The organism is Bradyrhizobium sp. HKCCYLS3013, assembly GCF_051167615.1.
Taxonomy (GTDB): Bacteria; Pseudomonadota; Alphaproteobacteria; order Rhizobiales; family Xanthobacteraceae; genus Bradyrhizobium.
In genome coordinates this window covers 159,718-171,534 of the sequence record NZ_JBNPTK010000002.1, presented here as the reverse complement: position 1 = coordinate 171,534, position 11,817 = coordinate 159,718, and the positions used below count along the sequence as shown (strand labels likewise).

At 67.4% G+C, this 11,817-nt stretch carries 8 protein-coding genes; 6 read left to right on the top strand and 2 right to left on the bottom strand.

Translation table 11 applies throughout. From position 1 onward, the window contains the following. Position 1: 1 nt before the first annotated feature. Both ACQR1F_RS04840 and ACQR1F_RS04835 read left to right on the top strand, forming a co-directional pair. Positions 2 to 616 carry a LysE family translocator gene (locus ACQR1F_RS04840; RefSeq protein WP_434848005.1) on the top strand — a complete coding sequence of 205 codons (615 nt, stop codon included), beginning with the start codon at positions 2 to 4 and terminating at the stop codon, positions 614 to 616. Between the two features lie 195 nt (positions 617 to 811). Then, complete coding sequence (locus ACQR1F_RS04835; RefSeq protein ID WP_316236516.1) at positions 812 to 1,609, top strand: DUF502 domain-containing protein; 798 nt, start codon at positions 812 to 814, stop codon at positions 1,607 to 1,609. Positions 1,610 to 1,653: 44 nt separating this feature from the next. Here the strand turns inward: ACQR1F_RS04835 and ACQR1F_RS04830 are convergent, their stop codons facing one another. Further along, a complete protein-coding gene (locus ACQR1F_RS04830) occupies positions 1,654 to 2,028 on the bottom strand; it encodes a VOC family protein (protein ID WP_315800031.1) in 375 nt (124 codons plus the stop codon). 278 nt (positions 2,029 to 2,306) lie between these two features. On the opposite strand from ACQR1F_RS04830, the gene ACQR1F_RS04825 reads away from it, so the two are divergent. Both ACQR1F_RS04825 and ACQR1F_RS04820 read left to right on the top strand, forming a co-directional pair. Next, complete coding sequence (locus ACQR1F_RS04825; RefSeq protein WP_434912611.1) at positions 2,307 to 4,187, top strand: autotransporter domain-containing protein; 1,881 nt, start codon at positions 2,307 to 2,309, stop codon at positions 4,185 to 4,187. A 164-nt stretch (positions 4,188 to 4,351) separates the two neighbouring features. Continuing rightward, positions 4,352 to 5,212 carry a DUF1932 domain-containing protein gene (locus tag ACQR1F_RS04820; RefSeq protein ID WP_434848003.1) on the top strand — a complete coding sequence of 287 codons (861 nt, stop codon included), beginning with the start codon at positions 4,352 to 4,354 and terminating at the stop codon, positions 5,210 to 5,212. 142 nt (positions 5,213 to 5,354) lie between these two features. On the opposite strand, the gene recG is transcribed toward ACQR1F_RS04820, so the two are convergent. Beyond that, complete coding sequence (gene recG / locus ACQR1F_RS04815; protein WP_434912610.1) at positions 5,355 to 7,457, bottom strand: ATP-dependent DNA helicase RecG; 2,103 nt, start codon at positions 7,455 to 7,457, stop codon at positions 5,355 to 5,357. 193 nt (positions 7,458 to 7,650) lie between these two features. Between recG and ACQR1F_RS04810 the strand changes: the two genes are divergently transcribed. Next, the gene (locus ACQR1F_RS04810; protein WP_315800027.1) at positions 7,651 to 7,938 is read left to right on the top strand and encodes a succinate dehydrogenase assembly factor 2; all 288 of its coding nucleotides are present in this window, start codon (positions 7,651 to 7,653) and stop codon (positions 7,936 to 7,938) included. Further along, complete coding sequence (gene mfd / locus ACQR1F_RS04805; protein WP_434912609.1) at positions 7,938 to 11,453, top strand: transcription-repair coupling factor; 3,516 nt, start codon at positions 7,938 to 7,940, stop codon at positions 11,451 to 11,453. The genes ACQR1F_RS04810 and mfd overlap by 1 nt, the downstream gene beginning before the upstream one ends. Positions 11,454 to 11,817: the final 364 nt, after the last annotated feature.

Genomic DNA, 11,817 nt, shown 5'->3' with positions numbered 1-11,817 from the left:
GATGGCACTCGACACTTGGCTGCTGTTCCTGCTCACGAGCATCGGAATCTCCCTGACGCCCGGACCCAACGGCCTGCTCGCCTTGACGCACGGGGCGCTGCATGGCGGTCGCAGGACATTGTTCACGATCGCGGGCGGCCTGATCGGCTTCATCCTCGTCATCGCGCTGTGCATGTTCGGCATCGGCGCGCTGGTGCAAGCGTCGATCACCTGGCTCGTGGTCCTGAAGTGGGTCGGCGGACTCTATCTCGCCTGGCTCGGGATCAAGCTCTGGTTCGCGCCGCCGGTGGGCGTCGATCTGGCCGGCCAGACCCTGGCGGCCCGCCCGCAGGCGCTGTTCCGCCAGGGCTTCCTGACCGCGGCCACCAACCCGAAATGCCTGCTGTTCTTCAGCGCTCTGCTGCCACAATTCATCGATCCCGATCGCAGCCTGGCGGTGCAGTTCGCCGTCGTGGCCGTCACCTATACGGTGACGGAGTTCGTCACCGAATACGCCATTGCCAGCGCCGCAGCCCGGGTTCGTCCGTGGCTCGCCCGGGTCGGGCGGCGCTTCAACCAGGTCTGCGGCGGCATCTTCGTGGCGGTCGGTCTGGCCCTGCCGCTGCGTAGCGCCTAGGCGCGGCGGGTTTGCCCTTTTGAGTGGCTCCTCGCCGCCGCAGGGATCGAAATCGACGCCTTGCGCGCTGACTTGGGGCCCGACTGCCGGGCCACAGGTCAGCGGCAAAGCGCGCCTGTGTCGGAAAGAGGGCCTTTGCCCTTCAAAAATCTGCTAAGACCCCTAGCTGAGATTTGATCCGACCCGGAAGTTCGCATGAGTTCCCGCGACGACCTGCCGCCTGAGACCGATCCCTTGGCCGATGCTCCGGCCGAGACGCCCCACCATGGGCTGATGTTCAGGTTTCGCAACTATTTCCTGACCGGCCTCGTCGTCGCCGGACCCGTTGCCATCACGCTCTACATCACCTGGTGGTTCGTGACCTGGGTGGACGGGCTGGTCCGGCCGTTCGTGCCGCTGGTCTATCGTCCGGAAACCTATCTGCCGTTCGGCGTGCCCGGCTCCGGCCTGATCGTGGCCGTGATCGGACTGACGCTGCTCGGCTTCCTGACGGCCAACCTCATCGGCCGCACCCTGGTCGACCTCGGCGAGCGGCTGCTCGGCCGCATCCCGGCGGTGCGGGCGATCTATCGCGGCCTCAAGCAGGTTTTCGAGACGCTGTTCTCGGGCAAGGGTTCGAGCCTGCGCCGTGTCGGCCTGGTCGAGTTTCCGTCGCCCGGCATGTGGTCGATCGTGCTGATCTCGCAGCCGCCGAGCGCGGAGATTTCGGGCCGGCTGCCCGGTGACGACGAGCAGATCTCGGTGTTCTTGCCGTGCGCGCCGAACCCCACCACCGGCTTTTTCTTCTATCTGCCGCGGAGCAAGATCATCGAGGTGGACATGAGCGCCGAGGACGCGGCGACGCTGATCATGTCCTGCGGCGTGGTGCAGCCGGGATCGGACCAGCAGAAAAAAGTCGCGGCGCTGGCCAACATGGCCAACGCCGCGCGCCTCGCCAACGCACCCGCGCAGCCATCGCCGCACCGCGAGCCCGAGCCGGCCAAGGCGGACTAGGCTGAAGGGCCGACTGGCGCGAAAGGCCAGCCACTGCGGAAGAGCTAGGCCGCATCCTGCGGAACGAACACGCGCAGGCGATGTCCATCCGGATCGAGCGCGACGAACGTCGTTCCGAAATCCATCCGCGTCGGCGCCTGCGCGATCGAAAGTCCGCGCGCCTTCCAGTCGTCGTGCAGCCTTTGGACCTCGCCGGCATCGCCGACCGCGAACGCGACCTCGCCGAAGCCTGCTGCGCCGGCCGCTGGCGGCTCGACCGTGTGCCGCGACCACAGGCCCAGCATGACGCCCTCGCGCAGCGGCAGCATGGCGAACGTCGGCGATTGTTCGATCACGGGCCGGCCAAGCAGATCCGCATAGAAGGCCGCGCTGCTCGGCGGGTTGTCGACGTAGAGGATTAGGAAATTGAACTCGGGCATCGTCTTTTCTCCGGTGGCGGCGCCGGCTGCGGCGCGTCAGCCACACGACTAGCCGAGCTCCCTGCCAGATTCTGTCAGCAGCCTTCGCGAGCACGGTCGGCGGCGGTCCGGTCCGCCCAGCGGTCAAACGTGCGCATCGCGGCACTTTGCACTGCATGATGATGCGAGGAAGGCACAGCCACGGATGTCGTCGTTCCTACAACCAGCGGGCGGTGGTGTTTCGAATGGTCACCATGGAAACATCGGGCAAACAAAAGTAGGGCGTAGGGGAAGCGCGTATGAGGCCTGTGAGTAGAACGACGTTGTTGTGCGCGGTCGCGCTGTCCGTAGCGTCGCTGCAACTGACCGGGCCGGCGGCAGCCCAGACCACCTATACGCGCATTCAGGCATTTGGCGACAGCTACGCCGATACGGGCAATCTCTGGACTTTCACCGGCGGGGCCGGCAAGCTGCCGCTCTATCCCACCGGCCGCTTCAGCGGCGGCACCAATTTCGTCGACACGACCTCGGCGCTGCTCGGCATTCCCCAGCTCAACTACGCGATCGGCGGCGCCATGGCCGGCAACACCAACGTGGTGGCGCCCGGCATTCCCGGCTTCTTTCAGGAATGGAGCGGATTGACGGGCTTCTCCGGCAGGATCTCGTCGACCGACCTGGTCGAGATCTCGGTCGGCGGCAACGATGCGCGGGCGTACTACCGCGCCGGTGGCTCGCTCGCTGGAGCGCCGACGGCCGCGGCCGTCACGGCTCAGCAGGCCATGGCCGGCATCAACGCGCTGGTCGGGGACGGCGCGCGCAGCATCGTGTTCACGGCCGGCGATGTCAGCACCTTGCCGGAGGCCGTCGGCAACGCCAATGCGCCAGCCGGCAAGGCCTACAGCACGACCTACAACAGCCTGATGCAGCAGTCGCTCGCCGGCGTCGCGCGTTCGGGCGTACGTGTCGAGTATGTCGACACCGGACTGGTGGGGACGCTGATCCAGGCCAATCCGTCGCGCTATGGCTTCACCAATGTCGGCGCCTGTCCGATCGCCTGCATCGGCAATCCTGCGCTGCAGAACCAATACCTGTTCTATGTCGATGGCGTGCACCTGACGTCACACGGCTTCGAGGTGCTTGGCCAATACATCGTCAACCGCCTCAACGCGCCGCTGACCTTCGCGCCGCAAGGCGAGGTGGGGTCGATCACGGCGATGGGCTTCGCCTCGACCCTGTTCGGCAAGCTCGACATGTTCCGCGAGACCGCGGGCTTTGCTCCATCGACGATGAACGCCTATGGGGCAATGGGCCGCCCGTCCTACACCAAGGCGCCGCCGCTCGCGCCGGTCAGTCCATGGTCGTTCTACATGCAGGGCAATGGCGGCGTCAGCGACCGCCAGGGCAGCGCCGCCTCGAACGGCTTCAATCTCGACAGCATCGGCGGCACGATTGGCGTCGAGTACCGGCTGTCGGCGAACGCCATGATCGGCACCGCCTTCGACTACTCCAACCCGAAGGCGAGGCTGTTCAACAGCGCCGGCACCACCGATGCCAACTCCTATCAGTTCGGCCTCTACGGCGCCTGGGCCAGCAGCAACCTGTTTGCGGAAGCGCTCGCGACGATCGGCCATCAGGACTATCGCAACACGCGGCCGGGCGTCGTCGACACCATCACCTCCAATCCCGGCGGCACGACCTTCGTCGCGGCCGGCAAGGCCGGTTACCTGTTCGATGCCGGCACGGCAAAGCTCGGCCCGATCGGCGGGCTGACCTATGCCCGCGCCCGTGTCGACGGCTTCACCGAGACCGGCGATCCTGCGCTCACGCTCGCGGTCGGCTCGCAGACCGCCGAGACCCTGATCGGCAGCGTCGGCGTGCAGCTGCGCACCCCGTTCCAGGTGCAGGGCAACGTCATCAATCCGTACCTGAACCTGACGCTCGATGACGACATCATCGGCAACGGCCGCCTGATTCAGTACAGCGCGACGTCGGCGCCCGTCATCGTCAACAACTGGACCGTTCCGAACGGCACCTCGCACGACGTCTACGGCCGGGTGAGCGCCGGCGTCGTGGCGCCGTTCTGGAGCAATGTGGCGCTGACGGCGACCGTGTCGCGCACCATCGGACGCACGGGTGGCGACGATTTCTTCGGCAGCGGAGGATTGAAGATCGCGTTCTGAGGTCTGCCGCGGCGGCCAGCGTTCTCGGGGGCTCTGAGGGGAGCGTTGAAGTTGCGGCCAAGGCGAGGGCAGCCCGGAAGGGCTGCCCTTCGTTTTCGTGCCTTCAATTTTGTCACGGGGTGCGCATAGTCTTCGAGACCATCGTTGGAACCGGAGCCGTCCTCATGCCCCCCAGCATTGCCGTCATCGCACCGGGCGCAATGGGCGGCGCGATCGCTGCTCGTCTCGTGGAGCACGGCTGCAACGTCCTGACGTCGCTCGAGGGGCGCAGCGCGGCGACGCGGGCGAGAGCGGCCGCATCCGGCATGATCGGCGCCAGCGATGCCGAGATCGCCAATGCGGACATCATCCTGTCGATCGTGCCGCCGGGCGAGGCCGTGGCGCTGGCGGAGCAGCTCGCGACGGTCATCAACCGGAATTCGAGGAAGCCCATCATCGTCGACTGCAATGCCGTCAACGTCGAGACCATCCGGACGATCGAGGACATCGTGCTGTCGTCGGGCGCGCGCCTGGTGGATGCCGCCATCATCGGCCTGCCGCCGAAGCCCGGCACGAAGGGACCGGCCTTCTATGTGAGCGGCGAGGCGTCCGCCGATGTCTCCGTGCTGGGCCAACTCGGGCTCGATCTGCGACGGATCGAAGGACCCATCGGCGCGGCTTCGGCGCTGAAGATGTCCTATGCCGGCATCAACAAGGGGCTGACCGGGCTCGGCGCCGCGATGGTGCTGGCCGCCACCCGCGCCGGCGCAGCGGACGCGCTGCGCGATGAGCTGGCTCTGAGCCAGCCGCACGTGCAGGCGCGGCTCGGCAATGCGCTGCCGGACATGCTGCCGAAGGCCTATCGCTGGGTTGCCGAAATGCGCGAGATCGCGGGCTTCCTGGGAGAGGATCATCCGGCGGCGCTGATCTACGAAGGTTTCGCGCGGCTGTTCGAGCACATCGCGGCGGACGTGCAGGGGGAGGGGGCAGAGGCGGCGCAACTGGTGGCCTTCGCCGAGAGCTGCAAGGCGAAGACGCAGGCATGAAAACGTAGGGTGGGCAAAGCGCGACGCCGCAGGCGGCGCGTGCCCACCATCAGCGCCAGCGTGTCGGTACGGTGGGGCGCGGCGCGGCACAGAGTTCTGTCCCGCTCGTCGTCTCCGGCGCACCTTTGCCCACCCTGCGCAGTCACCCCGCCGTCAGCAGCGGAATGGCTTCGTCGCGCTCGTAGAGGTAGAGCAGGCAGCGCAGCGCGTCGCTGCGCGGGCCCTTCAGCTTGGGATCCTCTTTCAGGATGCGCAGCGCCTCGTCGCGCGCCTGGGTGATCAACTGGGCGTGCACCTCGGGCCGCGCGATGCGATAGCCGGGCAGGCCGCTCTGGCGGATGCCGAGCACGTCGCCTTCGCCGCGCAGCTTGAGATCCTCCTCGGCGATGCGGAAGCCGTCGGTGGTCTCGCGGATCACCGCGAGCCGCGCCTTCGACATCGGCCCGAGCGGCTCGTGATAGAGCAGGATGCAGGTCGAGGCCTCGGAGCCGCGGCCGATGCGGCCGCGCAGCTGGTGCAATTGTGCGAGGCCGAAGCGCTCGGCATTCTCGATCACCATGATGCTGGCGGCCGGCACGTCGACGCCGACCTCGACCACCGTGGTGGCGACCAGCAGGCGCAGCTCATGCGCCGCGAAGCGGCCCATGACCTCGTCCTTCTCGCTGCCCTTCATCTTGCCGTGGACGAGGCCGACCTTGTCGCCGAAGCGCTCGCGCAGGCTCTCGAAGCGATCCGTCGCGTTGGTGAGATGATCGATGCCCTCGGCCTCGGATTCCTCGACCAGCGGGCAGATCCAGTACACCAGCTTGCCGGCATCGAGCGCGCGGCCGACGGCGTCGATGACCTCGCCGAGCCTGGTATCGGCCACCGCGCGGGTGTCGATCGGCTGGCGGCCGGCCGGCTTCTCGCGCAGCTCGGAAATGTCCATGTCGCCGAAATAGGTCAGCACCAGGGTGCGCGGGATCGGCGTCGCCGACAGCACGAGCACGTCGACGGCCTCGCCCTTCGAGGTCAGCGCCAGCCGCTCGCGTACGCCGAAGCGATGCTGCTCGTCGACGATGGCGAGCGCCAGCGACTGGAAGACCACGTCGTCCTGGATCAGCGCGTGGGTGCCGATGAGGATGTCGATCTCGCCGGCTTCGAGCCGGGCGAGGATGTCGCGGCGCTCCTTGCCCTTCTCGCGTCCGGTGAGGATGACCACGTTCATGCCGGCGCGCGCGGCGAGCGGGGCGATGGTCTTGGCATGCTGGCGCGCCAGGATCTCGGTCGGCGCCATCAGCGCCGCCTGCTTGCCGGCCTCGGCGACGGCGGCTGCGGCCAGCAGCGCCACCACCGTCTTGCCGGAGCCGACGTCGCCCTGCAGCAGCCGCAGCATCCGCACCGGCTTTTCGAGATCGGCGGCAATCGCGGCCATCGCCTCGGCCTGCGAGTTCGTCAGCGCATAAGGCAGGGCGTCGATGATCCTGCGGCGCAGGCGGCCGTCGCCGGCATGGCGGTTGCCGGCGGGCCGGCGCAGCTGCGCCCGCACCAGCGCCAGCGCCAATTGCCCGGCGAGCAGCTCGTCGAAGGCGAGGCGCGACCAGAACGGGTTCTCCGGCAGGATGTCGGTCAATTCCTGCGGGACGTGCACCCGCGTCAGCGCCTCCCTCAAGGACGGGAAGTTGCAGCGGCTGAGCACCTCCGGGCTGATCCATTCCGGCAGGTCCGGCAGCTTGGTCAGCGCGGCGGCGATCGCCCGCCGCAGCGAGCCCAGCGCGAGGCCTTCGGTCAGCGGATAGACCGGGTCGATTCCTGACAGTTTTGCAAACCCCGCCTCATCGAGGATGCGGTCGGGATGCACGATCTGCGGCACGCCGTCGTACATCTGCACCGTGCCGGAGACGTAGCGCTTGGCGCCGACCGGCAGGATCTTCTCGATGTAGTCGCCCTTGGGGCGGAAGAACGTCAGCACGACGTCGCCGGTCTCGTCGCTGGCGTAAACGAGGTATGGCGCGCGCGCGTTGCGCGAGGGACGGTGGCGGTCGACCGTGACCTCCAGCGTCACGATCGTGCCGACCTCGACGTCGCGGACCTTCGGCCGGTTACGGCGGTCGATCACGCTGGCCGGCAGATGCAGCAGCAGGTCGACCAGCCGCGGCGTCTCGCTGCAGCCGAGCAGGTAGCGCAGCAGCTTGTCCTGCTTCGGCCCGACCCCGGAGAGGGCGGTGACCGGCGCAAACAGGGGATTGAGGATGCTGGGGCGCATGGAGCGAACACTTAAAGCCGTTTGGGAGCCGGAATAGCCGCGAATGCCGAGACGTCCACGTCTTTTTCTCAGTTTTCGGGTGCCGGGCATGCCGGTTCTGCAGTCCCGAGGGCTGACAGGGGCGCCGCGCACCGCTATATCAACCGCGCCCGGCACCGTCCGGGCTTTTGGCGTTGTACTGCAGGATGTCGCGATGACTGGAACGACCCGATCGAGCCAAGGCCTTGACGACCGCCGCAAGCGGCTCCTGTTCCGCTGCTGGCATCGCGGCACCCGCGAGATGGATCTGATCCTCGGCCGCTTTGCCGACGCCGAGATCGGCAGCCTCAGCGAGAGCGAGCTGGCCGAGCTCGAGCAACTGCTCGAAGTCCCCGACCCGGACTTTTATGCCGCGGTCACCGGCGCCCGGCCGCTGCCGCCGGAGCAGACCCCGGCGCTGTTCGCTCGCATCAAGGCGTTCCGCGCGGTGGACGCCGACTGATGAAGAGCCCGGTCAAGTCGCCTGCCGAGCATCTCGCGCCGGGGCGCGCGCTGACGCTCGCCAACGTCGCCGAGGGCGCCGAAGGCCTCGTCGTCTCCGACCTCGCGCGTGCCATTGCCGCCAAGCCGAAGCCGCCGGCGGTGAGCCTCGCCGTGGTCTGCCGCGACGGCGCACGCATGCAGCAGCTGGCGCGGGCGCTCGACTTCTTCGCGCCCGATCTTCCTGTCATGCAGTTCCCCGCCTGGGACTGCCAGCCCTATGACCGCGTCTCGCCGCATGGCGGCATCCTGGCCCAGCGCGTCACGACATTGGCGCGGCTGTCGCGCCTCGCCGGCAGCGACAAGCCGCTGATCGTGCTGACCACCGTGAATGCCATCGTCCAGCGCGTGCCGTCGCGCGACACCATGGCCGGGCAGGCACTGTCGGTCGCGCCCGGCCATGTCGTGCCGATGGACTCTGTCGTCGCCTGGTTGGAGCACAACGGCTACCACCGCTCGTCGACCGTGCGCGAGAGCGGCGAATATGCCGTGCGCGGCGGCATCCTCGACCTGTTCCCGGCGGGCCTCGACCAGCCGGTGCGCTTCGACTTCTTCGGCGACAGCCTGGAATCGATCCGCACCTTCGACGCCGAGACGCAGCGAACCCTGCTCGACATGCGCTCGCTCGATCTGGTGCCCGTCTCCGAATTCCAACTGGTCACCGACACCATCCGCCGCTTCCGCATGGGCTATGTCGCCGAGTTCGGCGCGCCCGAGCGCGACGATGCGCTGTACGAGGCCGTCAGCGAGGGCCGGCGCTATCCCGGCATGGAGCACTGGCTGCCGCTGTTCCACGACAAGATGGAGACGCTGTTCGACTACCTGCCGAACACGCCGGTCGTGATCGAGCCGCAGGGCGAGGACGCCGCGCGCGAGCGCTTCAAGCAGATCATCGATTATTACGACGCGCGTCGCGAGGCCATGGAGCATCCCGGCGGCGGCGCGATCTACAAGCCGCTGACGGTCGACCGCCTGTATCTGACGTCGTCCGAATGGGCCGAACGGATCGCCACCGTGCCGCTGGCGCGGATCACGCCCTTCGCCTTGCCCGAAGCGGCAAACGTCGTCGACATCGGCGCACGGCAGGGCCGCAACTTCGCGCCGGAGCGCAACGACGCCGCGGTCAACGTGTTCGAGGCCGTGGTGGCGCATGTGCAGGCGCTGCAGTCGGTACGCAAGAAGGTGGTCATCGCGCTGTGGAGCGAAGGCTCGCGCGACCGCATGGCCAGCATGTTGAAGGATCACAAGCTGATCCACGTCACCAGCGTCAACACCTGGCGCATGGTGCAGGCGACGCCGCGCAACGAGACCATGCTCGCGGTGCTCGGCCTCGAGACCGGCTTCGAGACCGATCAGATCGCGGTCATCTCCGAGCAGGACATTCTCGGCGACCGCCTGGTGCGGCCGCGCAAGGCGAGCCGCAAGCTCGACAACTTCATCTCCGAGGTGACGAGCCTCGCGGTCGGCGACATCGTTGTCCATGTCGATCACGGCATCGGCCGTTTCGTCGGCCTGCAGACGCTCGAAGTCGCCGGCGCGCCGCATGACTGTCTCGAGCTGCGCTATGCGGGCGAGACCAAGCTGTATCTGCCGGTCGAGAACATCGAGCTGTTGTCGCGCTACGGCTCCGACCAGACCAATGTCGAGCTCGACAAGCTCGGCGGTTCCGGCTGGCAGACCCGCAAGGCCAAGCTGAAGAACCGCATCCGCGAGATGGCGGGCGAGCTGATCAAGATCGCCGCCGAGCGCATGCTGCACGAGGCGCCGAAGCTGCCGGTGCAGGCCGGCCTCTACGACGAGTTCTGCGCCCGCTTCCCCTATGACGAAACCGAGGACCAGCTCGCCGCGATCCAGGCGACGCTCGGCGATCTCGAAGCCGGACGGCCGATGGATCGGCTGGTCTGCGGCGACGTCGGTTTCGGCAAGACCGAGGTGGCGCTGCGCGCGGCGTTCGCGGTCGCGCTCGACGGCAAGCAGGTCGCCGTGGTGGTGCCAACCACGCTGCTGGCGCGCCAGCACGCGAAAACCTTCACCGAGCGCTTCAAGGGCTTTCCGGTCAATGTCGCGCAGGCGTCGCGGCTCGTCTCGACCAAGGAGCTCAACCAGGTCAAGAAGGGGCTCGCCGACGGCTCGGTCGACATCGTCGTCGGCACCCATGCGCTGCTCGGCAAGTCGATCAAGTTCCGCGACCTCGGCCTCGTCATCGTCGACGAGGAGCAGCATTTCGGCGTCGGCCACAAGGAGCGGTTGAAGCAGCTGCGCGCCGAGGTGCATGTGCTGACGCTGTCGGCGACGCCGATCCCGCGCACCCTGCAGCTCGCACTCACCGGCGTGCGCGAGCTGTCGATCATCGCCTCGCCACCGGTCGATCGGCTGGCCGTGCGCACCTTCGTGGCGCCGCATGATCCGGTGATGATCCGCGAGGCGCTCTTACGCGAGCGCTATCGAGGCGGCCAGGCGTTCTACGTGGTACCGCGCATCGACGATCTGGCCGAGGTCAAGGAGTTCCTCGACAAGACCGTGCCGGAGATGAAGGTCGCGGTCGCCCACGGCCAGATGGCGCCGACCGTGATCGAGGACATCATGTCGGCGTTCTACGACGGCAAGTTCGACATCCTCTTGTCGACCACGATCGTCGAATCCGGCCTCGACATTCCCCGCGCCAACACCCTGATCGTGCACCGCGCCGACATGTTCGGCCTTGCCCAGCTCTATCAGTTGCGCGGCCGCGTCGGCCGCTCCAAGCTGCGCGCCTATGCGCTGTTCACCCTGCCGTCGACGCACAAGATCAGCCCGCAAGCCGAGAAGCGCCTGGGAGTGTTGCAGTCGCTGGAGACGCTGGGCGCCGGCTTCCAGCTCGCCAGCCACGACCTCGACATCCGCGGCGCCGGCAATCTCCTGGGCGACGAGCAGTCCGGCCACATCAGGGAGGTCGGCTTCGAGCTCTATCAGTCGATGCTGGAGGAGGCGATCGAGAACCTCAAGGCGGGGATCACCGAGCCGACCGTCGACCGCTGGTCGCCGCAGATCACCATCGGCATGCCCGTACTGATCCCCGAGGACTACGTCTCCGACCTCTCGGTGCGGCTGTCGCTGTACCGAAGGCTCGCCGATCTCGAGACCGACGACGAGATCGACAACTTTGCCGCCGAGCTGCGCGACCGCTTCGGCAAGCTGCCGGACGAGACGCGCTATCTGTTCAAGGTCGCCGCGATCAAGAACTACTGCCGCCGGGCCAATGTCGAGAAGGTGGATGCCGGTCCGAAGGGCGCCGTCATCGCCTTCCGCGACAACAGTTTTGCCTATCCCGACCGCCTGGTGTCCTTCATCAAGCGCCACGGCCAGGCCGCCAAGGTGCGGCCCGACATGAAGGTCGTGTTCCTGCAGGTCTGGGAGACCCCGGAGGAGCGGCTGGCGGGGACGACGGATATCCTCAAGGAGCTGGCCGAGCTCGCGGAGAAGAAGAAGGCGGCGTAGGGCAGCCGCTGGCTCTACATCAGCGAAGCTGCCAGCCGAAGTGCAAGGCAAGGCTGGCGATCAGGAAGACCGAGACGATCGCGACGACGCTGACCCAGTCAGTCTCGTCGCGTGATTTCCGGTTGTGCATGACGCATGCTCCGCTTGCTGAGATGCCCCCGAGTCGAGCTTGGATCGCACCACACGAGTGGGGCAAATACGCGATCTCAACATGCACGTGTTTGGATGAGATCGTGGCCGAAGGAACGAACGTCCGGCGTGGAACACGAGATCTCGTAGGGTGGGCAAAGCGGCCGCCGTCAGGCGGCAGCGTGCCCACCGTCGGCCGGCATACTAAGCGGTGAGACGGTGGGCACGGCGCCAT